18 protein-coding genes are annotated in these 24,602 nt (G+C 72.2%); 12 read left to right on the forward strand and 6 right to left on the reverse strand.

Translation table 11 applies throughout. The features are described 5' to 3' along the window. Nucleotides 1-94: 94 nt before the first annotated feature. Together QNO14_RS01495 and QNO14_RS01500 are read left to right on the forward strand one after the other, a co-directional pair. Entirely contained in the window at nucleotides 95-259 is a 165-nt protein-coding gene (locus QNO14_RS01495; protein ID WP_257506891.1) for a hypothetical protein, read from the forward strand. A 197-nt stretch (nucleotides 260-456) separates the two neighbouring features. Then, on the forward strand, nucleotides 457-2,613 hold the full coding sequence (locus QNO14_RS01500) for an endo-1,4-beta-xylanase (protein WP_257506890.1): 2,157 nt from the start codon (nucleotides 457-459) through the stop codon (nucleotides 2,611-2,613). A gap of 128 nt (nucleotides 2,614-2,741) precedes the next feature. Here QNO14_RS01500 and QNO14_RS01505 read toward each other — a convergent pair whose 3' ends face one another. After that, on the reverse strand, nucleotides 2,742-3,878 hold the full coding sequence (locus tag QNO14_RS01505; RefSeq protein WP_257506889.1) for a DUF916 domain-containing protein: 1,137 nt from the start codon (nucleotides 3,876-3,878) through the stop codon (nucleotides 2,742-2,744). A 165-nt stretch (nucleotides 3,879-4,043) separates the two neighbouring features. Between QNO14_RS01505 and xylA the strand changes: the two genes are divergently transcribed. From xylA to QNO14_RS01550, 9 genes are all read left to right on the forward strand, one after another. Further along, entirely contained in the window at nucleotides 4,044-5,231 is a 1,188-nt protein-coding gene (gene xylA, locus QNO14_RS01510) for a xylose isomerase (protein WP_257495734.1), read from the forward strand. A gap of 88 nt (nucleotides 5,232-5,319) precedes the next feature. Continuing rightward, nucleotides 5,320-6,642, forward strand: coding sequence for a xylulokinase (gene xylB, locus QNO14_RS01515; RefSeq protein WP_257506888.1), 1,323 nt, complete (start codon nucleotides 5,320-5,322; stop codon nucleotides 6,640-6,642). Between the two features lie 178 nt (nucleotides 6,643-6,820). Then, complete coding sequence (locus QNO14_RS01520) at nucleotides 6,821-7,504, forward strand: GTP pyrophosphokinase (RefSeq protein ID WP_257506887.1); 684 nt, start codon at nucleotides 6,821-6,823, stop codon at nucleotides 7,502-7,504. A 33-nt stretch (nucleotides 7,505-7,537) separates the two neighbouring features. Then, complete coding sequence (locus QNO14_RS01525; protein WP_257506886.1) at nucleotides 7,538-8,392, forward strand: transposase; 855 nt, start codon at nucleotides 7,538-7,540, stop codon at nucleotides 8,390-8,392. Continuing rightward, the gene (locus QNO14_RS01530) at nucleotides 8,389-8,883 is read left to right on the forward strand and encodes a glutaminase (protein WP_257506885.1); all 495 of its coding nucleotides are present in this window, start codon (nucleotides 8,389-8,391) and stop codon (nucleotides 8,881-8,883) included. Before QNO14_RS01525 ends, QNO14_RS01530 begins: the two co-directional genes overlap by 4 nt. 69 nt (nucleotides 8,884-8,952) lie before the next feature. Continuing rightward, nucleotides 8,953-11,163, forward strand: a complete 2,211-nt coding sequence (glgX, locus tag QNO14_RS01535; protein WP_257495739.1) for a glycogen debranching protein GlgX — start codon at nucleotides 8,953-8,955, stop codon at nucleotides 11,161-11,163. Continuing rightward, complete coding sequence (treY, locus tag QNO14_RS01540) at nucleotides 11,160-13,529, forward strand: malto-oligosyltrehalose synthase (RefSeq protein ID WP_257506884.1); 2,370 nt, start codon at nucleotides 11,160-11,162, stop codon at nucleotides 13,527-13,529. The genes glgX and treY overlap by 4 nt, the downstream gene beginning before the upstream one ends. Then, nucleotides 13,526-15,286, forward strand: coding sequence for a malto-oligosyltrehalose trehalohydrolase (treZ, locus tag QNO14_RS01545; RefSeq protein WP_257506883.1), 1,761 nt, complete (start codon nucleotides 13,526-13,528; stop codon nucleotides 15,284-15,286). The genes treY and treZ overlap by 4 nt, the downstream gene beginning before the upstream one ends. Before the next feature lie 57 nt (nucleotides 15,287-15,343). Further along, nucleotides 15,344-16,177, forward strand: coding sequence for a TspO-related membrane protein (locus QNO14_RS01550; protein WP_257506882.1), 834 nt, complete (start codon nucleotides 15,344-15,346; stop codon nucleotides 16,175-16,177). A 28-nt stretch (nucleotides 16,178-16,205) separates the two neighbouring features. On the opposite strand, the gene QNO14_RS01555 is transcribed toward QNO14_RS01550, so the two are convergent. The 3 genes from QNO14_RS01555 to QNO14_RS01565 are packed head-to-tail and all read right to left on the reverse strand — an operon-like array spanning nucleotide 16,206 to nucleotide 18,143. Then, nucleotides 16,206-16,931, reverse strand: a complete 726-nt coding sequence (locus QNO14_RS01555; RefSeq protein WP_257506881.1) for a glutamine amidotransferase-related protein — start codon at nucleotides 16,929-16,931, stop codon at nucleotides 16,206-16,208. Nucleotides 16,932-16,951: 20 nt separating this feature from the next. Continuing rightward, nucleotides 16,952-17,686 (reverse strand): LysR family substrate-binding domain-containing protein, encoded by a 735-nt coding sequence (locus tag QNO14_RS01560; protein ID WP_257495744.1) that lies wholly within the window; start codon nucleotides 17,684-17,686, stop codon nucleotides 16,952-16,954. A gap of 49 nt (nucleotides 17,687-17,735) precedes the next feature. Continuing rightward, complete coding sequence (locus QNO14_RS01565) at nucleotides 17,736-18,143, reverse strand: transferase (protein ID WP_257495745.1); 408 nt, start codon at nucleotides 18,141-18,143, stop codon at nucleotides 17,736-17,738. Between the two features lie 97 nt (nucleotides 18,144-18,240). On the opposite strand from QNO14_RS01565, the gene QNO14_RS01570 reads away from it, so the two are divergent. Beyond that, nucleotides 18,241-18,873, forward strand: coding sequence for a YitT family protein (locus QNO14_RS01570; protein ID WP_257495746.1), 633 nt, complete (start codon nucleotides 18,241-18,243; stop codon nucleotides 18,871-18,873). Nucleotides 18,874-18,880: 7 nt separating this feature from the next. Here QNO14_RS01570 and QNO14_RS01575 read toward each other — a convergent pair whose 3' ends face one another. Then, nucleotides 18,881-19,654, reverse strand: a complete 774-nt coding sequence (locus QNO14_RS01575) for a DNA-formamidopyrimidine glycosylase family protein (protein WP_257506880.1) — start codon at nucleotides 19,652-19,654, stop codon at nucleotides 18,881-18,883. After that, complete coding sequence (locus QNO14_RS01580; RefSeq protein WP_257506879.1) at nucleotides 19,647-24,467, reverse strand: Lhr family ATP-dependent helicase; 4,821 nt, start codon at nucleotides 24,465-24,467, stop codon at nucleotides 19,647-19,649. The genes QNO14_RS01575 and QNO14_RS01580 overlap by 8 nt, the downstream gene beginning before the upstream one ends. Nucleotides 24,468-24,602: the final 135 nt, after the last annotated feature.

A 24,602-nucleotide genomic window follows, 5' to 3' on the forward strand; every position in this document is an offset into this window, starting at 1 on the left:
CGGCAGGGCGTTATCGAACCGTTACGAAACCCCGCCCGGGTTTTCGAACACGGCCACATCTCCCGGGGACGCGTGGCAGTAGTACAGCGGCGAGATGCGGCCGTCGGCATCGCGGCTCGCCGCCGCCCGCCCGCTGGTGACCTTCGGGGCGCTGTCGCACCTCGTTCTCGCGGTGCCGGTCGTCACGTTCACCACCGACGTCGTGCTGGCACACGTGGCGGTGCTCTTCGCGGCGTTCGCGCTGTCAACGCCGTGGTGATGACGGCCGACGTCACGGTGTCGTTCGTCGCTGCGGGCGAGTAAGGACACGAGAGGCTACGCCCGCCAGGGAACCGCGTCAACGGGGCGCTCGACGGTGTCGAAAACGTTTGACGAGGCGCGAGCCCGTGGTTACGTTCGGACGACCTCGCGGGGGGTGACACCCCGCTCATCGGGACTCAAGGAAGAGGTCGCACGATGCAATATCCACCATTCCGCCGCGCTCGCGCCGGAACCGACCGCCGCAGCCTGCGGCGCCCAGCGGGCGGGGTCGCCGCGGCGGCCGCGCTGGCGCTGGCCCTGACCGGGCTGGCTGTTCCGGCTCAGGCCGCCGAGACGTATGACGTGGAGATCCGCGTGACGGGGGAGGGGCAGACCACCGGCGCCGGCACCTACGCTGCGGGCGAGACCGTGCAGCTGGACGCCATGCCGGCAGCCGGCAACGTCTGGGGCGGCTGGACCTCGGAGCAGCTGGACTGGCTCCGAGCGCGCCTGGACTCGTTCACCATGCCGGCATCCGACGTCGTCATCGACACGTCGTTCCGGCCGCAGGCGCGCCCCCTGAAGGAGGTCTACGACGGGCTGTTCCAGATGGGCAACATCTGGTCGGGACCGCAGACCTACGAGGCGGGCTCGCCGGCGTCGGAGCGGATCGAGCGCGACTTCGAGGTGATGACGGCCGAGAACGCCATGAAGCCCGAGTCGCTGCTTCCCAACGCCAACATCGACGACACCACCGGGGCGTTCACGTTCAACTGGGGTGAGGCCGACCGGTTCGTCGACGAGACCATCGCCCGCGGCTCCACCGTGCACGGGCACGTGCTGGTGTGGCACGGCCAGTCGCCGCCCAAACTGAACTCCGGCACGACCGGCGGGACGCGCGAGCTCGCCCGCGAGAACATGCGTCGCTACATCCAAGAGGTGCTCACGCACTTCAGCGGCCGCGTGCCGACCTGGGACGTCGTCAACGAGGCCTTCGTCGACGGGCTGGAATCCTTCGACCCCGAGACGCAGAACTGGGAGGACTTCCTGCGCGGGGGCCCGAACGGCGGACAGTCGAACTGGTACACGGTGTACTCCGAGGGTGCCGACGTCGACGCGGGGGAGAGCGCCGGCGACTTCATCTACGACGCGTTCGTGTTCGCGCGCCAGTACGGCCCCGAGGTCAACCTGCAGTACAACGACTTCAACATGTTCCAGTCGGCGGGCAAGGGCCGCGCGGCCGTCACGATGGCCAAAGACCTCAACGCCCGGTACGCCGCCGAGTACCCCGAGGACCCGCGGCCGCTCATCGAGACGATCGGCATGCAGTCGCACAACTACATCAACCAGACCCCGGCCTTCGCGTGCGGGGACCGCACACAGCTGGGCGGGCTCGTCGACGAGGACGCCGAGTCGTGGCAGGCGGGCGCCTGCTCGAACGCCGCGTCGGTCGAGGCGACGATCCAGCAGATCATCGATGCCGGCCTCAAGGTCGCCATCAGTGAGCTGGACCTCATGGTCTGGGAGGCGTGGAACGCCGAGCCCGAGACCTCGAACGCGGCGAACTACCGGGACCTGAACGACCCGGAGGTGCGCGACCGCATCTCGCGTGGCGAGTTCACCTACTGGGTCGACAAGATCTCGCATCGCGCCGAGCTCGAAGAGATCCAGGCGCAGCGGTTCGCGGAGTACTTCTCCGTCTACACGAAGTACGCCGACGCCATCGACCGGGTCACCTTCTGGGGCCTGAACGACCAGCGCAGCTGGCGTGCGACGCACAACCCGCTGCTGCTGAACGGCGACTGGTCGGAGAAGCTGGCGATGTGGGCGGTGTCCGACCCGCAGGGCTGGTACGACCGCGATGCGGCCGACGGCGACGGCATCCCGATCGAAGCCACCGTGCCCGAGGCCTCGGAGCCCGGGAGCCTGTCGCTCACGGTGGCCGATTACGGGGACGGGGTGAAGCTGGACTCCGCGCAGAACGCCGGCGACCGGCTGCGTTTCACCGGCTCGCTGCCGACGATCACCGTCACCGACTCCCGCAACGACGAGCAGGCGAGCGACGGCGGGTGGTCGACCTCCGGCCAGTCGACCTCCCTCGTCTCCGGTGAGCGCACGCTGACGGCCGACCACCTCGGCTGGACGCCCAAGGTGCTCACCCCGCGCCCCGGCGTCACCGCCGGCGCATGGGTCCCGACGGTGCTGAGCAACGGGCCGGGTCTGGCCACCGCGCAGCGCCTGGCCGCAGCCACGGCGGACGGTCGGTACGGGTCGACGCAGCTCAGCGCCGGCCTCGTGCTCGACGTGCCCGTCGGCACGGCGCCGGGCACCTACCGCGGCACCCTCACGGTGTCGCTGTTCCCGGTGGACTGACACCGGGACACGCAAAGGGGGGTGGAAGCCGGCCCGACGGCATCCACCCCCCTTTCGCGTGCCGTCGGTGGGCCATCCGCGATTCCACCGGACGGCCGCGCGCGGCCTGCTGTCGCGCGCCGACTCCGTCAGTCTGCGGCGCCGCCGCGCGCTGCGCCGGCGGTCGTGGGGCCTGCAGCCTCCTCCGGTTCGGCGGGGCTGGATCCGGATGCGGAAGCGGGAGCGGATGCCACGGCCTCGGCCACGGCGGCGTCGATGCGCGCCTGCATCAGCGCGCGCGATCGGCGCCGCTGGCGGCGGATCACGAAGAACGCGACCACGAGCAGCGCGAGGAGGGCGAGCTGCGCCCAGGGGATCGTCCAGACGGTGAAGGTCGTGGATGCCGTCTCGGTGGGAGCGGCGATGTCGTCCTCGCCCACCACCAGGGGGGTGACGGTGACCTCGCCCCATCCGAACACGAGCGGCCAGCCCGTCAGTTCCACGCTCGACACCGCGCGGCGGCCAGGCAGGATCTCGCGGGTCTCCGCCGTCGCGCTGGCGGCGCCGAGCCCGAAGGATCCCGCGACGTCGACGACCGTCGAGGCGCCGAGTCTGACGTTGCCGTCGTTCACGAGCGCGTATCCGACCTGCACCACGCCGGGGGCGAAGGGATTCCACGAGGGCTGCCACGCCGCCGTCACCTCCTCGGGGGTGATCGCCGCAACGACATCGCCCGCGACGCGCAGGTGCACGCGCACGCCGACCCTGCTTGTCATCTGCACGGCGTCGCCGACTTCCTGCACGAGCTCGGCGACGATGCCGGCAGGGTGGTCGCCCGGGGAGGCATCCGCCGGGACCGCGATGGTGACGGGAAGGGTCACGGCGGCTCCGGCATCCAGCGCGATGACCTGTCCGCCTTCGGCGCGCGGGGTGGAGCCCTCGACGGGCTCGACGCTGACCCATGACCCGCCGTCGACGGGCGTTTCGCCGGGGGGAAGCAGATCGAAGTCGCCGCTGTCCGAGATGATCCCGTCGCTCGCATAGACGTTGAACGCGGCCGGCTGTTCACTGAAGTTCGTCACCGTCACGGAGTCCTGTGCGCTCGAGCCGGGATCGATGGTGTGCCGCAGCGAGACCCGCGCGTCCGCGCCGTCGGCCCCCGCCGGCTGGATCGACCAGGTCGTCGCGCCGTCGGTGCCCTCGGTGGCGGCAACGGCGCCGGCGGCGGGAGCCAGGGCGAGAGCCACCAGAACCGTCGCGGCGAGCAGCGACACGGTCTTGTTCACAGGTGCCCTTCGATCGGGAGTGCGCGATGTAAACGCGACCCTAGGGTGGCCTGCCGCCATGGTCAACGTTCGGGGTCCGCGATGCGGGCCGATGGGCTGGACGCGGCATCCGTTCCGGTATACGTTGTCGTCAGCAACATTTAGCGCCACCAACGAAGGAGCGTCATGCCCACCCCCACCCGCGACGACAAGTTCTCGTTCGGCCTCTGGACGATCGGCTACAACGGCGCCGACCCCTTCGGCGGCCCCACCCGGCCCGCCCTCGACGTCGTGCACGCCGTCGAGAAGCTCGCGGAGCTCGGCGCCTACGGCCTCACGTTCCACGACGATGACCTGTTCGCCTTCGGCTCCAGCGACGCCGAGCGTCAGACGCAGATCGACCGCCTCAAGGGCGCGCTGGACGACACCGGCCTCATCGTCCCCATGGTGACGACCAACCTGTTCTCCGCCCCCGTGTTCAAGGACGGCGGCTTCACCTCCAACGACCGGGCCGTCCGCCGCTTCGCCCTCCGCAAGGTCTTCCGCCAGCTCGACCTCGGTGCGGAGCTCGGCGCGAAGACGTTCGTGATGTGGGGTGGCCGCGAAGGTGCGGAGTACGACTCCGCGAAGGACATCCGCGCCGCCCTCGAGCGCTACCGCGAGGCCGTGAACCTGCTCGGCGACTACGTCACCGACAAGGGCTACGACATCCGCTTCGCGATCGAGCCGAAGCCCAACGAGCCTCGTGGCGACATCCTGCTACCGACCCTCGGTCACGCGCTGGCCTTCATCGACTCGCTCGAGCGTCCGGAGCTCGTCGGCCTCAACCCCGAGGTCGGGCACGAGCAGATGGCCGGGCTCAACTTCGCCGCCGGCATCGCGCAGGCGCTGTACCACGGCAAGCTCTACCACATCGATCTCAACGGCCAGCGGGGCATCAAGTACGACCAGGACCTCGTGTTCGGTCACGGCGACCTGCACAACGCGTTCGCCCTCGTCGACCTGCTCGAGAACGGCGGCCCCGGCGGCGTGCCCGCCTACGACGGCCCCCGTCACTTCGACTACAAGCCGTCGCGCACCGAGGACGAGAACGGCGTGTGGGATTCGGCTGCCGCGAACATGCGCACCTACCTGCTGCTCAAGGAGCGCGCCGCGGCCTTCCGCGCCGACCCCGAGGTGCAGGAGGCGCTCGCCGCGTCGCGCGTCGACGAACTGTCGGTGCCCACGCTGAACGAGGGCGAGTCCTACGACGACTTCCTCGCCGACCGCTCCGCATACGAGGAGTTCGACCCCGAGGTGTACTTCGGCGGCAAGGGCTTCGGCTTCGTGCGGCTGCAGCAGCTGGCCACCGAGCACCTGATGGGCGCTCGCTGACGCAGATCCCGAAGGGGGACGGATGCCGCGTGAGGCGGCATCCGTCCCTTTCGTCCGTGCCGTGGGGCACCAGAGAGAGGATGCCGGCATGACGCTGGTGATGGGTGTCGATTCGTCGACGCAGTCGTGCAAGGTCGTCGTGACCGACGCCGCAACCGGTGCGATCGTGCGCGAGGGGCGCGCCGCGCACCCCGACGGCACCTCGGTGGACCCGGCCGCGTGGTGGGAGGCCCTGCAGGCGGCCATCGCCGACGCCGGGGGCCTGGGCGTGCCCGGCGCCGCCGACGCCGTGGCGGCGTGGGCGGTCGGCGGCCAGCAGCACGGCATGGTCGCCCTCGACGCCGACGGGCGGGTCATCCGCGACGCGCTGCTGTGGAACGACACCCGCTCGGCGGGCGCCGCGGCCGACCTCATCGCCGAGTTCGGCGCCGACGAGCTCGCCCGGCGCACCGGCCTCGTGCCGGTGGCATCCTTCACCATCACCAAGCTGCGCTGGCTGCGCGACAACGAGCCCGACAACGCCGCCCGCGTGGCGGCCGTCGCCCTGCCGCACGACTGGCTCACGTGGCGCCTGCGCGGCTTCGGGCCCGAGGGCGAGTCGCCGCGAGGCCCGGTGCTCGACGAGCTCGTGACCGACCGCTCCGACGCCTCGGGCACCGGCTACTGGAACCCCGAGACGGGCGACTACGACCGCGAGCTGCTGGTCGCGGCGCTCGGGCACGACGCTGTGCTGCCCCGGGTGCTGGGGCCGCGCGAGAGCGTGACCGACGGCGATGGCCGCCTCGTGGGTGCGGGTGCCGGCGACAACGCCGCGGCCGCCCTGGGAGCGGGCGCGCGCACCGGCGACGTGGTCGTGTCCATCGGCACCAGTGGCACGGTGTTCGCCGTCACGCCCGAGCGCACCGTGGACCCCACCGGCACGGTGGCCGGCTTCGCCTCGGCCGACGGGCACTTCCTGCCGCTCGTCGCGACGATGAACGCCGCGCGCGTGCTCGACGCGATCGGCCGGCTGCTGGGCGTCGATCACGCCGAGCTGTCGCGACTGGCGCTGGCAGCGGCCCCGGGAGCGGGAGGACTGACCCTCGTGCCGTACTTCGAGGGCGAGCGCACCCCGAACCTCCCCGACGCCACGGCGTCGCTGACCGGCATGACGCTGGCATCCACGACGCGCGAGAACCTGGCGCGGGCCGCGGTGGAGGGCATGCTCTCGGGCCTGGCCGCGGGGCTCGATGCCCTGCGCGGGCTCGGCGTCGAGCCGCAGCGCGCGCTGCTCATCGGCGGCGGTGCGCGGTCGCAGGCGGTGCGCGAGATCGCACCGCTGGTGTTCGGCATTCCGGTGGAGGCTCCGGAGCCGGGCGAGTACGTCGCGCTCGGCGCCGCGCGGCAGGCCGCCGGGCTCGTCACCGGCTGATCCCGGGTCGGGGGCCCGCCGGCGGCGCGTGCACAACGTCGGCGATCCGGGCCGGCGACCGTGCCGACGGCGTGATCCGGCCGGGCCTCCCGCCCGACCGGCGACGTTGTGCACGGCGCGCGCCACCGACGGCGGCGGTTCACAGCAGACACCTCAGCCGGCGGCATAGGGTCGGGGTATGGCGACCCCGGTGGGCGAGCAGCCCGTCTCCTTCTCGGCGCAGCAGCTGCGAGAGCTGCGCGACGACCTGCAGCGGTTCCTGCTGGAGTACCGGTTCGGGCTGCACGAGGTCGAGACGAAGATCTCGATCCTGCGCGAGGAGTTCTCGCACATGCACGACTACAACCCGATCGAGCACGTCACCAGCCGTGTGAAGTCCCCCGACAGCCTGGTGGCGAAGGTCGTGCGCAAGGGCGTCGAGGCCGACTTCGACAGCATCCGTGCGCACATCACCGACATCGCCGGAGTGCGCATCACCTGCAGCTTCCGCGCCGACGCCTATCGCCTCTTCGACCTGCTCACCGCGCAGCCCGACATCACGGTGATGGCGGTCAAGGACTACATCGCCGAACCGAAGCCCAACGGCTACAAGAGTCTGCACGCCATCGTCTCGGTGCCGGTGTACCTGTCCACCGGCGCCGTGCAGGTGCCGGTGGAGATCCAGTTCCGCACGATCGCGATGGATTTCTGGGCGAGCCTCGAGCACAAGATCTACTACAAGTACGACCAGCAGGTGCCCGATTCCCTGCTGGCGGAGTTGAAGGATGCCGCAGACTCCGCCTCGGCGCTCGATGCGCGCATGCAGCGGCTGCACCAAGAGCTGCACGGCCCGGCGCGCCCGCCGCACATGCGCGCCGTCTGAGCGTCGCCGCCCGCGGCCGGGCAGAATGGGCGGGTGGCGCACGAGGACCTCGACGACGTGGCGGCGCAGCTGTACGCCCTGCCGCCGGCGGAGTTCACCGCCGCCCGCAACGCGCGCGCCGCCGCCGCCGAGCCGAAGCTCGCGAAGGCGGTGCGGGCGCTGCGCAAGCCGATCGTGTCGGCGTACGCCGTCGACCTGCTCGTGCAGGAGGGGCAGCTGGGGGAGGCCCTGGATCTCGCCGCGGCGCTGCGCGAGGCGCAGGACGACCTGGATGCCGCAGAGATGACGCGGCTGAGCCGGCAGCGCCGGGCCCTCGTCGCCGCGCTGTCACGGCAGGCGGTGGACCTGGCGCGCGATCGCGGGGTCTCGGTCAGCGACGCCGCCGCCTCCGACGTCGAATCGACCATCGATGCCGCCGTGCGCGACCCGGCGGCGGCCGCTGCCGTGATGACGGGGCGTCTCGTGCGCCCACTGGTAGCGACCGGGGTGGATCCGGTGGACCTGACCGACGCCGTGGGCGGCTCGATCCCGGGCGTGGCGGAGCGTCCGGCACCTCCCCGCGACGACCTGGCCCAGCGCCGTGCGCGCCGCGCCGCCGAGAAGGCGGTGCGCGAGGCGGAGCGTGAGGCATCCGAGGCGAGCCGTCGCCTCGCCCGCGTCGAGGCGACGGTGCAGAAGGCGCGGGAGCGCGCGGATCACCTCGCGGAGCGCGAGGCGGACCTGCGTGCCGACCTCGAGCGCGTCCGCGCCGAGGCGGCCACGGCGGAGTCGGCCGTGGCCGCGGCCGAGACCGAGCGCGAGCAGGCGGCCGCCGCGGCGCGCGCCGCGCAGCGCGGTGTCGACACGGCGCACGCAGCACTCGACGAGACGGGCGCCAGGCCGTCATGACCGCTTCCCTCCACGACGTCTTCGCCGATGCCCGTCGCCGTCTGGTGGGCGCCCCGCGCGAACGACTGGGATCTCCCCTCACGGTGCGGCGCCTGCTCGGCTTCGCCCGCGCGCCCCGCATCACCCCGGTCGGCGACGGCTGGCACCTGGGCGTGCTGCTCGTGACCGATGACGCGGTGCTCGCCACCGGAGAGATCGTGCGTGCCCGACAGGAGGCGCGGCGCGGCTACACCGCGCAGTCCCAGCGCGAGCGGGCGGAGCGGCAGGCGGCGGCCTTCCGCGGCGGGTTCGCCGAGGGGGAGGTCGTGCACATCGGATGGCGGGTGCTCGACCTCGACGCGGTCGCGCGGGGCGAGGCATCCGGTCCGCTGGCGCTGCGCGACGGCGTGCCGAGCGTGCGCTGGAGCGCGGCAGGCGGGTACCGGCCCCTGGCGGACTATCTCGGCGAACGCATCGACCTGCTGCGGCAGCCTCCGCAGGGCGCGTCCTGAGCAAACCGGGGTGCGCGGCGCGTTTGTCAAGTCCTCCGGGGGGAGTTTTCGTCGGTCTAGTGTTGCCCCGTGCATTCATGGCCAGGCTCTGCGTATCCACTGGGCGCGACGTTCGACGGTAACGGAACGAACTTCGCGCTCTTCAGCGAAGGCGCCGAGCGCGTCGAACTCTGCCTCTTCGGCGATCGGGGCAAGGAGACGCGCGTCGAACTCGTCGACGTCGATGCCTTCGTGTGGCACGCGTATCTGCCCAACGTGCAGCCGGGCCAGCGCTACGGCTACCGCGTGCACGGGCCGTACGACCCGGCATCGGGCAAGCGCTTCAACCCGAACAAGCTGCTGCTCGATCCCTACGCCAAGGCCGTCGACGGGCAGGTGAAGTGGGGCCAGGAGGTCTTCAGCTACCCCTTCGGCGACCCGGACGGCCGCAACGACGAGGACTCCGCCGCGCAGATGATGAAGGGCGTCGTGGTCAACCCCTTCTTCGACTGGTCGGGGGACCGGCAGCCCAAGACGCCGTATGCCGAGTCGTTCATCTACGAGGCGCACGTCAAGGGGCTCACCCAGCTGCACCCCGACATCCCCGAGGACATCCGCGGCACCTACAGCGCCATTGCGCACCCGGTCATCATCGAGCACCTCAAGAAGCTCGGGGTCACGGCGATCGAGCTCATGCCGGTGCACCAGTTCGTCAACGACTCCACCCTTCAGGACAAGGGGCTGTCGAACTACTGGGGCTACAACACCATTTCGTTCTTCGCCCCGCAGAACACCTACTCCGCCACCGGTCAGCGCGGCCAGCAGGTGCAGGAGTTCAAGGGCATGGTGCGGGCCCTTCACGCGGCCGGCATCGAGGTCATCCTCGACGTCGTCTACAACCACACCGCAGAGGGCAACCACCTCGGACCCATGCTGTCGATGCGCGGCATCGACAACGAGGCCTACTACCGGCTCGAAGACGACGACAAGCGGTACTACACCGACTACACCGGCACCGGCAACAGCCTCAACGTCGGGAGCCCCCACACCCTGCAGATGATCATGGATTCGCTGCGCTACTGGGTGCTCGAGATGCACGTCGACGGGTTCCGGTTCGACCTGGCGGCGACCCTCGCCCGCGAGTTCTACGACGTCGACCGGCTGGCGGCGTTCTTCGAGCTCGTGCAGCAGGATCCGGTGGTCTCGCAGGTCAAACTCATCGCAGAGCCCTGGGACATCGGCCCCGGCGGCTACCAGGTGGGAAACTTCCCCCCGCAGTGGACGGAGTGGAACGGCAAGTACCGCGACACGGTGCGCGACTTCTGGCGCGGCGAGCCGCAGGCCCTGGCCGAGTTCGCGTCGCGCATCACCGGCTCCGCCGACCTGTACGAGCACTCCGGTCGCCGCCCGGTGGCATCCATCAACTTCGTCACCGCCCACGACGGCTTCACCCTGCGCGATCTGGTGTCGTACAACGACAAGCACAACGACGCCAACGGCGAGGACGGCCGCGACGGCGAATCGCACAACCGCTCGTCCAACTTCGGCGTCGAGGGCCCGACCGACGACCCAGAGATCCTCACGGCCCGGGCGCGTCAGCAGCGCAACTTCATCGCGACGCTGCTGCTGAGCCAAGGCGTGCCGATGCTGCTGCACGGCGACGAGCTCGGCCGCACGCAGCAGGGTAACAACAACGGCTACGCGCAGGACAACGCGCTGACGTGGGTGCACTGGGATGCCGTGGACCAGCCGCTCGTGGAGTTCACCTCCGCCCTCGCCCGGCTGCGGCGCGAGCACCCCGCCTTCCGGCGCCGTCGGTTCTTCAACGGCCGCCCGGTGCGCCAGGAAGAGGGTGCGCCCATCCCCGACATCGTCTGGCTGCGCCCCGACGGCACGCGCATGCAGCCCGACGACTGGGACTCCGGCTTCGGCCGCGCCATCGGCATGTTCCTCAACGGCAACGGCATCCGCGAGCGCGACCGGCGCGGTGAACCCATCCGCGACCAGCATTTCCTCGTGCTGTTCAACGCCGGCGACGAGGCCGTGGACTTCTTCATCCCGGACCCCGAGTTCGCCCCGCACTGGGACATCATGGTCGACACGGCCGGCGAGCTGGCGGACAGCGCTCCCATCGACCCGGGTGCCACCGTGCAGGTGCAGGGCAAGGCGCTCGTCGTGCTGCGCGAGCACTCCGGCCCCGAGCAGGAGGTCGATCACTCCGTCGCGGCGTCGCTGGCGACCAACACCGGCGTGATCGACGAGGTCCCCGCCGCCTCGCCGAAGGACGAGGCGGGCCGGTGACCGAGCGGCGTCCCGTCTCGACGTACCGACTGCAGATCCGTGAGTCGTTCGACCTCGATGCGGCGGCCGGTGTCACCGACTACCTGCGCGACCTCGGGGTGGACTGGGCCTACTTGTCGCCGCTGCTGAGGGCGACCCCCGGCTCCGACCACGGGTACGACGTCGTCGACCCCTCGCAGGTCGACCCGGCACGCGGCGGCGCCGCGGGACTGCAGCGATTCGTCGACGCAGCGCGGGCTGCCGGCCTCGGCATCCTCGTGGACATCGTCCCCAACCACATGGGGATCTCGCAGCCCGCCGAGAACCCCTGGTGGTGGGATGTCCTGCGCAACGGCCAGGCAAGCGCCCACGCCGACGCGTTCGACATCGACTGGGAGTACGGCGGCGGCCGCGTGCGCGTGCCGATCCTCGGCGCCGAGCTCGACGAGGTGCTGGCCGCGGGTGACCTCGTCGTCGACGCGGATGCCGGGCTCGTGCGCTACTTCGACCACGCCCTGCCCCTCGCCCCCGGGTCCCTCGACGGCATCGACCCTGCGGACGTGGCCGCCGTGCTCGAGCGCCAGCACTGGGAGCTGATGTTCTGGCGACGGGAGGCTGCCGAGCTCAACTACCGCCGCTTCTTCGCCGTCACGACCCTGGCGGGCGTCCGCGTCGAGCTGCCGCACGTCTTCGACGCGGCGCACGCCGAGATCCTCCGCTGGGTGCGGGAGGGGCTCGTCGACGGACTGCGCATCGACCACCCCGACGGCCTGGCAGACCCCGGCGCGTACCTGGATCGCCTGGCGGAGGCAGCCGGCGGCCTTCCGGTGCTCGTGGAGAAGATCCTCGAGCACGCCGCCACCGAGCATCCCGAGGCCCTGCCGGCATGGTGGCGCACGACCGGCACCACCGGATACGACGCCATGGCCGAGGTGGACCGTCTGCTCATCGATCCGGCCGGCGAAGCGCGATTGGACGCCCTCGATGCGACCCTGCGCGCCGAGACGGGGCTGGGCGCGCTCACCGGGTACGCCGATCTCATGCACGACACCAAGCGCATGATCGCCGACACGATCCAGCGGGCCGAGATCGCGCGGCTGGTGCGCGTGCTGCGCGGCTCGCCCGGCCCTGCGATCGATGCCGACGACGCCGAGCTCGTCGACACCCTCGCGGAGCTGCTGACGAACTTCCCGGTCTACCGCTCGTACCTGCCGGCAGGCCGCGAGCACCTCGACCATGCCTTCGCCGAGACGGCGCGACGCCGACCCGAGGTGGCCGACCTCGCGCAGCTGCTCGTCGAGCGCCTCGCCGAACCGGGCACCGAGCTGGCGCGTCGGTTCATGCAGACCACCGGGCCCGTCATGGCCAAGGGCGTCGAGGACACCGCGTTCTACCGCATGACGCGGCTGGGCACCCTCACCGAGGTCGGCGGGGACCCGTCGGTGTTCTCGCTCGACGTCGACGGGTTCCACACCGCCCAGGCCAGGCGCCACGCCCAGTGGCCCCACGCGATGACGTCGCTGTCGACGCACGACACCAAGCGCGGCGAGGACGTGCGGGCGCGCCTGTCGGTGCTCGCCGAGATGCCCGACCGCTGGGCCGAGGTGCTCGAGCGGCTGCGGGCGGTGGCATCCAGCGGTCACGGACCCTTCGACTCCCTGCTGTGGCAGGCCGTCGTCGGCTCGTGGCCGGCGACCCCTGAGCGCCTTCACGCCTACGCCGAGAAGGCGGCCCGCGAAGCGGCCGAGCGCACCGGATGGTGGGATCCTGATCCCGCCTTCGAGGAGCGGATGCACGCTGTGGTCGATGCCGCCTTCGGAGCCGCGCGGCCGCTCGTCGAGGAATTCGTCGCCGAGGTCTCCGGGCCCGGGTGGTCGAACTCGCTGTCGGCGAAGCTCGTGCAGCTCACCGCACCGGGCGCCCCGGACGTCTACCAGGGGTCGGAGCTGTGGGAGACCTCGCTCGTGGATCCCGACAACAGGCGCGCCGTGGACTTCTCCACTCGCCGGGCGCTGCTCGGCCGCATCGACGGCGGGTGGATGCCGCCGGTCGACGAATCCGGCGCGGCGAAGCTGCTCGTGGTGTCGCGGGCGCTGCGACTGCGCCGGGACCGGCGAGAGCTGTTCACGCGGTACCGTCCGGTGGTCGCGGTCGGCGCGGCATCCGATCACGTCGTCGCGTTCGACCGCGGTGGGGCGATCACGGTCGCGACCCGGCTTCCGGTGGGCCTCGCGGCCCGGGGCGGCTGGGGCGACACCGCGGTGCTGCTGCCGTCGGGCACGTGGCGCGATGAGATCACCGGACGCACCCTCGCCGGGGGCGAGGTGCCACTGCGCGACCTGCTGGGGACATACCCGGTCGCGCTGCTGAGAGGGGATACGCGATGAGCGTGGACGTGTGGGCGCCGAGGGCAGAGCGGGTTCGCCTGCGCCGGCCGGGATCGTCCGATGTGGAGCTGGCCGTCGGCGACGGCGGCTGGTGGACCGCCGATGTGGAACTGGCCGACGGCGACCGGTACGGGTTCGTGCTGGGGGACGGCGATGACCTGCGCCCCGACCCGCGGTCGCGGCGGCAGCCCGACGGCGTGCACGAGGCGTCCGCCTACTTCGACCCGACCACGTTCGAGTGGACCGACTCCGCGTGGACCGGGCGGCAGCTCGCCGGCGGGGTCATCTACGAGATGCACATCGGCACCTTCACGCCCGAGGGCACCCTGGATGCCGCGATCGGCCGCCTCGGGCACCTCGTGGACATCGGCGTCACGCACGTCGAGCTGCTGCCGGTCAACGGCTTCACCGGCGTGCACAACTGGGGCTACGACGGCGTGCTCTGGTACACCGTGCACGAGGCGTACGGCGGGCCCGCGGCCTACCAGCGATTCGTGGATGCCGCGCACGCCGCGGGTCTGGCCGTCATCCAGGACGTCGTCTACAACCACCTGGGTCCCAGCGGCAACTACCTGCCGGAGTTCGGTCCGTACCTGCGCGACGCGAGCCGCAACACCTGGGGCGACAGCGTCGCCCTCGACCAGCCCGCGGTGCGCGCGTACATCGTCGAGAACGCGCTGATGTGGCTGCGCGACCACCACGTCGACGGTCTGCGACTGGATGCCGTGCACGCCCTGCTGGACGACGGCCCGAAGCACATCCTGCGCGAACTCGCCGAGTCCGCCGACGCGCTGTCGGCCCACGTCGGGCGCCCGCTCACGCTCATCGCCGAGTCCGACATGAACGACCCCACCCTGATCCTGCCGCGCGAGGCGGCCGGCTACGGTCTGACCGCGCAGTGGAGCGACGACTGGCATCACGCCGTGCACGTCGCCCTCACGGGGGAGACGGCCGGCTATTACGAGGACTTCGCCGCGCTCGAGGCCCTGCCGAAGGTGTGGACGCGGGGGTTCTTCCACGACGGCACGCACTCGTCGTTCCGTGGCCGCGGCCACGGGCACCCGATCCCCGAAGAGGTGCCCGCGTGGCGCCTGGTGACCTTCGCCCAGGACCATGACCAGATCGGCAACAGGGCGGCCGGCGACCGTCTGACCGCGACGCTGTCGCCCGAGCGACTCGCGATCGCCGCCGTGCTCACCCTCACCGCACCCGGCACACCCATGCTGTTCATGGGGGAGGAGTGGGGGGCGAGCACCCCGTGGCAGTTCTTCACGTCGCACCCCGAGCCCGAGCTGGCCGAGGCCACCGCGAAGGGGCGCACCGAGGAGTTCGCCCGCATGGGGTGGGACGAGTCGCTGGTCCCGCATCCCAACGAGCCGGCCACGTTCGAGCGCTCGAAGCTGGACTGGTCCGAGATCGACCCCGACGACGCCGCGTCCGGGCCGCACCGCCGACTGCTGCAGCTGTACCGCGACCTCGCGCGCCTGCGCCGGGAGCGGCCCGAGCTCACCGACCCCTCGTTCGGTGCCCTCACCGCCGATGCGGTGGAGATCGCCGGCGGTCGCCGGTTCCGCCTGGGCCGGGGGCCGCTCACGGTGCTGGTCAACCTGTCGGCGGAGCCCTGGCACGCGTCGACCGGACCCGATGACACGGTGCTGCTCGCCACGGACCCCGGTGAGGGCGCCGTGGCGCCGGCTGCGGGCGTCGTGACGGTGGCGCCGGAGGCGGCTGTCGTGATCGGTCCGCCGCAAGGCTGACAGGCTGACGCTGTCAACCCCTCCGCCGTCGGGCGCAGCGGCGCTTAGCCTGGGTCGATGAGCGTTCACACGGCTTCCCGGACGACCGCCCCGCCTCCCCAGACCCGGCCTGCCGACCTCGGTCGGCAGATCGGCGTGATCAGCGCCGTGAGCTTCATGCTCATCGCCGCGGTCGTGGGCGTGGGGGCTCTCGGAGGGCGACCGGTCGAGGACCTGCAGGGGGGTGCCCTCGATTCCGACGCCTCCTACCTCGCCCCCGCGAGCCAGGCGTTCTCGATCTGGAGCGTCATCTACGTGCTGATGGTCGCCTACGCGGTGTGGCAGGCGCTGCCCTCGCAGCGCGCGGACGACCGCCAGCGGCTGCTCGGCTGGTGGATCGCCGTCACCGCCGTGCTCAACGGCCTGTGGCTGGTCGCCGCACAGTTCACCACCCTGCCGCTCACGGTGCTCGTCATCGTGCTGCTCCTGGCAGCCCTAGCGTGGACATTCCGCCTCGCCGTGCGCCGACCGCCGCGCGGCGTGCGGCAGGCGCTCTTCACCGACATCACCGTGGGGCTCCACCTCGGCTGGGTGGCGCTGGCGACCGTGGCGAACTCCGCGGCCTGGCTCACCTCCATCGCGCCGCCGTCGTGGGCGGACGCTGCGGACCCCGTCGCGATCGCGGTGATCTCCGTGGTGGCGCTCGTCGGCATCGGCATCGCCCTCGGCGGGCGCGGTCGCCTCGCCCCGGGACTGGCGATGGGCTGGGGGCTCACCTGGATCGGGATCGGCCGCTGGAGCGACGAGCCGATGAGCGAGCCGATCGCGATCGGCGCATGGATCGCCGCTGCCGTCGTGGTGCTCGCCCCGATCGTCATCACCGCGGTCCGTTTCGCCCGCAACCGCGCCTGATCGTCGCCGTGCGCGTCCGTCCCGGGCGTCAGCCTGCGAACCGGGCGGCGAAGGACCGCAACAGCCGTGTGGGCTCCGAGAGCGAGGCCGCGATCACGCGGGCAGCGATCGCGTCGTAATCGCCGGCGGTGAAGTATCCGTCGTCACGGTAGACGGCCATGCGCTCGGTGAAGGCCGGCCCGGTCGGCTCGGGGTGGAACTGCGTCGCGTACAGCCGGTCCCCCACACGGTAGGCCTGCACCGGGCACGTCTCGTTCGTCGCCAGCAGGGTCGCCGTGGGCGGCGTGACGCCGGCACCCTCCTTGTGGGCGGTGAGGGCGGTGAACCGATCCGCCAGCATGCCGAAGAGCGGGTCCTGCGCGGCCTCGTCGGTGAGCCGCACCGAGCTGGGCCCGGTGTCCTCGGGATACGCGCGGGTGACCTCGCCGCCGAGCATGCGGGTGACGATGCCGATGCCGTAGCAGGTGAACAGCGCCGCCGTGCCGGCGGCGGCCGCGCGCTCGGCGATGCGCTCGAGGTCCGCCTCCACCCGCAATTGCACGTCGGTTTTGCTGGAGCGGGGGTCGGTCAGATTGAACGGGCTGCCGCCGACGACGAACCCGGCGTACCGGTCGAAGACGTCGTCCGGCAGGGGGCCTCGCACCAGATCGAGCTGGGCGAGGTCGTCGCGGCGCATCGCGGAGCGGAACGACGCGAACTCACCGGCCGCCGCGCCCGCCTGCGGACGCACGCAGACGTATGCGAGCGGGGCCATGCGACGATTCTACGGCGGCCTCAGCCGCGGGAGGAGTTCGCGGTGCGGCCGCGCACGATGCCGATGAACGCCTCGACGAGCGGCGTGGTCGCCTCGGTCGGCCAGGCCAGGGCCACCGGCGACACCGGCCCGTCGCGCAGCGGTCGCGAGGTGACGTCGCGACGCCGGTGCTGTCGGGCCAGCGACATCGGCACGATGAGGATGCCGACGCCGGCGGCCACGGTCTCCACCGCCTCCGCGGTGTCAGCGGGCGGGGCGAATGCCGGGGACACCGCGCCGGGAACCGCGATGTCGAAGACGGCGTCACGGGGGATGAGCAGGATCTCGCCTGCGAGGTCGTCGAGCGTCAGCTCGTCAGCCGCTGTGAGGTGCGAGTCGGCGGCGCACACGACCACCGGGCGCTCTTCGTAGAGAGGGATGAGCGAGATCCCGTCGGCGTCGACGGGAACGCGCACCAGGGCGGCGTCGACCTCGCCGGTCGCGAGAGCCGCCGCCTGACCGGCCACCGTCAGCGGCACGAGTTCCAGGGGGTTGTGCGGCATGCGCTCCGACCACACATCGATCCACTTGCCAGGGGTGGCGCCGGGGATCGCGCCGAGCCGGAACGGGCCGCGTTCCGGCGGTGGCGCGACGGGGGGAGCAGACGACGACGGGGTGCGCGAGCGCTTCGGCGGGCTCTGCGGCTGACCCTTCAGTGGTCGCCTCGCGGGGCGCCTGGGAGCCCCGCCGGATCGGGGACCGCCGCTTCGTGCCATGGTCCGAGCGTAGCCGCCGCGGAGGGCGACCACGGGGCTGAGAGCCTGGTCAGGCGGCCAGGCGCAGTCCCCGGCGGTCGGTGGCGACCCGTTCGCCGTCGCCGACGATCTCGCCGTCGCCGATCAGCGACCCGGTGGCGACCTGCGCGTGCGCGCCGACCGTTGTGCGGATGCCGATCTTCGCTCCCGCGCCGATTGCGGCGCCTGAGCCGACGTGCGCGAGCTCTGCGATCTCGCAGTTCGGCCCGATGACCGCGTCGGGCTCGATCCACGCCCCGCGGCGGATGCGTACGCCCGCGGCGACTTCCGCGCCGGGTTCGACATATGCGCCCGCCTCGACCAGCGCGGTCGCGTGCACCTTGGCTCCGTGCGCGATCAACCCGCGCCCGTTCACGTGCTTGCGATAGCGCAGCGTCTCGCCACGGTCGTTCTCGATGTCGATGTAGTTCTTGCCCACAATCCCCTCCTGCGACACCCGTCTGGCGCCGGACTAGAGACAACCCGGCCCGGCCCGGATTCATTCCCCCACCTGGTCGTCCTGCGATGATGTGGGGGTGACCGATACGGGGCCCTCGCTGGTGTTCGACGAGAAGACCACCAGGCACAGCGTGGGCGAGGACGTGCTCGGCATGCTGACCGGTACGTTCACGGCATCCTTCGGGCTGTTCCTGCTGAACGCCTCGCACGCGGTGACCGGTGGAACCGCGGGACTGTCGCTGCTGCTCGGGTTCGCGTCGGAGGTGCCTTTCTGGGTGCTGTTCGCCGTCATCAACCTGCCGTTCGCGGTGCTGGCGGTCTGGAAGAAGGGGTGGGACTTCACCCTGCGCACCCTCGTCGCCATCGCCCTCGTCTCGGGATTCTCGGTCGTGCACGAGACGTTCTTCGTCATCGGCGAGCTCAACCCGGTGTACGGCACACTCGCCGGCAACCTCATGGCCGGCATCGGCCTGCTCATCGTCTTCCGCCACGGCGGGAGCCTCGGCGGTTTCAACATCGTCGCCCTCGTCGTGCAGGATGCCACCGGCTTCCGTGCCGGCTGGACCCTCATGATCTTCGACCTGCTCGTCGTGCTGGCAGCGCTGCTGGTGGTGCCGTGGCCGAACGTCGTGATGAGTGCGGCGGGGGCCGTGCTGCTGAACCTCGTGCTGGCGCTGAACCACCGGCCGGGGCGCTACATCGGGCGGTGACCTGCGGTCAGCGCTGGCAGACGGGACACCAGAAGACGTTGCGCTCGGCCGTCGGTCGCGCGCCGAGGGTCCCGGCCCCCACCGGCGTGCCGCAGCGGCGACAGGGCTTCGCCTCGCGACCGTAGACCCACATGCCGCGGCCCGGCCGGGCGTCGCCCGTGAAGACCCGGCGGGAGCGGTCGCGGTTCGCGCGGATCATGCGCGCGGCCGTGTCGATGAGCGCCGGCGCGTCGACCTCGGTCCCCGGCGTCGCCGGCAGGATGCCCCGGACGAACAGCACCTCGTTGGCGTAGACGTTGCCGAGACCCGCCACGTTGCGCTGATCCAGCAGCGCCACATGCACCGGCCGGGGGTCGCCGCCCACGCGTCGTGCCGCCTCGGCCGCGTCCCAGTCCGGAGCGAGCGGGTCGGGACCGAGGTGGCCGACGACGCGTGCCTCGTCGGCGGTGCGCAGCACCTCCACCATCGCGAGGTCGAACCCCACGGCATCCGCCCGCTCGTTGCCGACGATCGCGCGCGCGGTGTGCCCGGGCCGCCGCCAGCGGCCGCCCGCGGGATAGACGTGCCATTCGCCCTCCATCTTGAGATGGGAGTGCAGCGTCGCCCCGCCCGCGCGCAGCAGCAGGTGCTTGCCGCGCGGCACCACCTCGCTCACCGTCTCGCCGCGGAGGTCGACGGTGGCGCTGCCGGGGACCCGGATGTCGAACCGTGTGATCTCGTGGCCGGCGAGGGCCTCGTTCAGCGCCCGTGCGGTGCGGTACACGGTGTCGCCCTCAGGCATCCGCGGCCCCGGTGTGCGCGGTGGCCTGCGGCTGGCGCAGCGCCGTGCCCGCGGTGACCTTGCGCAGGGTGAGTCCGCGGGTCGCCTCGACGAAGCCGGCGGACCGCAGCGCACGGCCGACGGCGGTGCCGTAGACGAACTCGCCGTTCACCTGCTCGATCGTGAGGGTGTCCAGCCGTCGCGTGCGCGATGTCTCGGCGAGGTGGGCGGCGGCGGCGGCGAGCTGCGCCTCGTCGTCGGTGAAGGCCAGCGCCGAGCGGCCGCCGCGCTCGAGGTACAGCGTGAGCGCCCCGTCGACGAGCACGACGAGGCCCCCCGCCTTGCGGCCGGGCCGGTGGGTGACGCCGTCCAGCGGCGGCCACGCCAGTGCCGCGCCGTAGGGGTTGGCGGGGTCGGTGGCGGCCAGGGTCACGGCCTTCAGCGGCGCGGGATCGGAGAGGCCGGCGAACTCCCGCAGGCGGTCGACGGTCGCCGAGGCGGCGAACTGGGCCGCGCCGAGCTTCTCGATGACGTAGCCGCGGCGGCAGTGGCCCGCCTCTTCGAAGCCCGCCAGCACCCGGTAGGTCTGCGCGAAGCCGCCGGGCACCCCTTCGGCCTGCACGCTGCCGCGGGTGACGACGCCGTACCGGTCCAGCAGCAGGCTCGCGGTGGCGGTCGCACGCGCCGAGGCATCCGGCTCGGCCTCGGGCAGCAGCGACCACCGGCCGCCGAGCGCGGGCGGACGCGGCGGGGTGGCGCCGGGGCGGGGGAGCGCCATGCCGCGATAGAGCCGCGCGCGCGGCGTGCGGCGGGCGGTGCGGTGGGCCTGCGAGCCGCCGCCGAGGAGGGTGCGCACCGGGGCGAACGTGTCGTTGGTCACGCGGCCCCGCCACGTGAGATCCCAGAGCGCCTCGATGACGGACTGCTCGTTCTCGGCATCCGTCAGCTGACGCAGCTGCGACGCGAAGTAGGCTCCGCCGCTGGTCAGAGCGGCCACGATGCGCTCGGCGAGGGCGTCGGGATCCGCCTCGCCCGTCTCCGCGTCGTCGTCCGGCGCGAGCAGGGTCAGCGGCGCCGTGTCGGCGACGTGCAGGGCGATCCAGCCGTCGCGTCCGGGAAGCGATCCGTGACCCGACCAGAGGATCTCACCGGTCGCGGTCAGCTCGTCGAGCATGCCCGGGGCGTAGTCGCGCACCCGCGAGGGCAGGATGAGGGACTCCCAGGCGCTGGCGGGGATGGGCACGCCGGCGAGCTGCTCGACGACCGCGACGACCCCGTCGAGTCCTTCGAGGGGGCGGGTGACGTGCTGCCATACCGGCAGGAACCTCGCATACGCCTCGGGCGAGACCGGCTCCACGCTGCCGCGGATCGCGGCGAGCGATCGCATGCGCAACCGCCGCAGCACCTCGGTGTCGCACCACTCGCCCTCGTCCGCCGCCGCGGACGTCGTGCCGCGTCCACCCGGGTCGGGGAGGAAGAAGCCGCTCTGGACCCGGCCCTGCGACTCCAGTCGCTGCAGTGCCTGCCGGGCGACGGCTTGCCCGAGCCCGAGCCGCACGGCGACGTCGGACGCGCGGAACGGCCCGTGCGTGCGGGCGTGCCGGGCGACGAGGTCGGCCAGCGGATCGGCGACGGGCTCGAGGAACGCCGTCGGGAGCCCGACGGGCAGGGCGGTGCCCAGGGCGTCGCGCAGGCGCGCGGCATCCTCGATCGCCGCCACCCGCTCCGCCCCGCCGATCGTGACGCGGATCGCCCGCCGTGTCTGCACGAGCGACTCGAGGTGGCCGGTGGCTTCGGCGGCAGCGGCGCCGTCGCCGGCGCCTTCGACGTCGAGCCGGTCGGCGACCTCGGCGGCGTCCAGGGGGCCGAGTAGCCGCAGCAGGTCGGCGACGCCCTCGACACCGCGGGCGCGACGCTCGGGGTCGAGCCGCTGCACCTCCCGTTCGAACTGCGCGATGACGTCGGGGTCGAGCAGCTCCCGCATCTCGATCTTGCCGAGCAGCTCCGCCAGCAGGGCCGGGTCGACCGACAGGGCGGCGGCGCGCCGCTCGGCCAGCGGCGAGTCGCCCTCGTACATGAACGCGCCGACGTAGCCGAACAGCAGATCGCGGGCGTAGGGCGACGGCGAGGCGGGGTCCGTCTCGACGAGACGGATGCGGCGGTCGCCGATCGACCGGGCGATGCGCAGCAGGGCGGGGAGGTCATAGACGTCCTGCAGCACCTCGCGGAGGGTCTCGAGGATGATCGGGAACGTCGGATGCCGCCGCGCGACTTCCAGCAGCTGGGCCGACCGCTGGCGTTGCTGCCAGAGTGGCGCGCGCTTCTGCGGATTCAGGCGCGGCAGCAGCAGGGCCCGCGCCGCGCACTCGCGGAAGCGCGAGGCGAACAGGGCCGAGCCGCCGACCTCGTCGGTGACGATCTGCTCGAGCTCCTCGGGGTCGAAGACGAAGAGGTCGGCGCCGGGCGGCTCGGTCGCGGCATCCGGCACACGCGCGATGATGCCGTCGTCGCTCGCGACCGCCGCGCCCTCGACGCCCAGGCGCTCACGGATGCGGGCGTTGACCGCCAGCGCCCACGGCGCGTGCACGTGCATGCCGTACGGGGAATGCAGGATGATGCGCCAGTCGCCGACTTCGTCGCGGCCGCGCTCGACGGTGAGCGTGCGGTCGGTGGGCAGGCTCCCGGTGGCTTCGCGCTGCTCGGCGAGGTAGCCGAGCAGGTTGCCGATGGCGTTGTCGTCGAGACCCGACTCGGTCAGGCGTGCGACGGCCTTGTCGTGCGGTGCCGCCGAGACCTCGCGCGAGAACCTGCCGAGGGCTTCGCCCAGCTCGGCCGGACGACCGAGGCCGTCGCCGTGCCAGAACGGCAGTTTGCCGGGCTGCCCGAACGCGGGGACCACGTTGACGCGGTCGTGGGTGATCTCCACGATGCGCCAGCTGGTCGTGCCGAGGGTGAACACGTCGTTGACGCGCGACTCGTAGACCATCTCCTCGTCGAGCTCGCCGACGCGGGCGTTGCGGGACTCTCCGGCGACGAACACGCCGAACAGGCCACGGTCGGGGATCGTGCCGCCGCTCGTCACGGCGATGCGCTGGGCTCCCGGGCGTCCGGTGAGCGTGCCGTGGTCGCGGTCCCAGACGATGCGGGGCCGCAGCTCGGCGAATTCGTCCGAGGGGAAGCGCCCCGCCAGCAGGTCGAGGGTCGCCTCGTATGCCGAGCGGGGGAGCGTGCGGAACGGCGCGCTGCGGCGAACGGTGTCGAACCAGCCCTCGACGTCTATCGGGCCGATGGCGCAGGCGGCGACCGTCTGCTGGGCCAGGATGTCCAGCGGGTTCTGCGGCACCGCGATCGCCTCGATCTGACCGGCGAGCATGCGCTCGGTCACCACCGCGGTGTGCAGCACATCGCCGCGGTGCTTGGGGAAGAGGGCCGCCCGGCTCACCTCGCCCACCTGGTGGCCGGCGCGACCCACTCGCTGCAGACCGGATGCCGCCGACGGCGGCGCCTCGACCTGGATGACGAGATCCACCGCGCCCATGTCGATGCCGAGTTCGAGGGAGCTCGTCGCCACGACGCAGCGCAGCAGCCCGGACTTCAGCTCGTCCTCGACCTGGGCGCGCGCCTCTTTCGACACCGACCCGTGGTGCGCCTTCGCGAGCACCGGCTCGACCCCGGCGGTCGAGCCCGCCTGTGCCATCATCTGCGCGGGGACGGCGGGGGCGGGCGGCTCGAGGCCCAGCCGTTCCGCGTAGATCTCGTTGAGGCGCCCGGTGAGGCGCTCGGCGAGGCGCCGGGAGTTGGCGAAGACGATGGTCGAGCGGTGCGCCAGGATGCGGTCGACGATCGCCTCTTCGACGTGGGGCCAGACGGACCCGGTCGCCTCGGTGGATTCCCCCGTCGGCCGGGGCCGGGCCGACGGCGCGAACCAGTCGCCGTCGCCGCCCGCGTCGGTCTTGGCGGCGTCGTCGTCGGCGGCGGCGTCGGGCGGCTCGGCCGCGCCGGGGGGAGGCGGCGGGTTCAGCATGTCGTCGACGGGCACCACGACGCGCAGGTCGAACGCCTTCGTCGCCCGCGGCGCAACGATCTCCACCGGCGCCGAGCCCCCGAGGAACCGGGCGACCTCGTCGATCGGGCGCACCGTGGCCGACAGGCCGATGCGCTGGGCGGGGGCGAGGGTCGCGGCATCCTCGGCGTGCTCCCGTCGCAGGGCCTCGAGGCGTTCGAGGCTGACCGCCAGGTGCGCACCGCGCTTAGTGGCTGCCACGGCGTGCACCTCGTCGACGATGACGGTGTGGACGTTGCGCAGCGTCAGCCCGGCCTGGCTGGTGAGCATGAGGTACAGCGACTCGGGGGTGGTGATGAGGATGTCCGGAGGGTCGGCGACGAGCTTGCGGCGGTCGCTCGACGGCGTGTCGCCGGAGCGCACGCCCACCGTCACCTCGGGAACGGTGAGGCCCAGCCGCCGGGCGGACTGCCCGATGCCCACGAGCGGGGAGCGGAGGTTCCGCTCGACGTCGACGCCGAGCGCCTTCAGCGGCGAGATGTAGAGCACGCTCGTGCCGGTCGACGGTTCCCGCCGGGCACGCCGGCCGCGCGGCGCGGGGGAAGCGCCGTTGCCGGCATCCGCCGGTGGAGGCTTCTCGTGGAAGACGCGGTCGATGGCCCACAGGAACGCCGACAGCGTCTTGCCGGAGCCGGTCGGGGCCACGACGAGCGCGTGCTTGCCGTGCGAGATCGCGTCCCATGCACCGATCTGCGCGTCGGTCGGCCGGGGGAAGGCGCTGCGGAACCAGTCCTGCGTGGCAGGACCGAATCGCGCGAGCACGTCGTCCACTCTCTTATCCTCTCCCCGACCACCGACAATCGGGCAGGTCTTGACGCCGCGGCGTCCGCCACGGGGTGTGGCGCTTGCCGCAGCACAGGCGATCTCACCGGCACAGGACGATTCCGCCGCAAACGACCTGTCGCG

The sequence above is a fragment of the Microbacterium sp. zg-Y625 genome (assembly GCF_030246925.1).
Classification (GTDB): Bacteria; Actinomycetota; Actinomycetes; order Actinomycetales; family Microbacteriaceae; genus Microbacterium; species Microbacterium jiangjiandongii.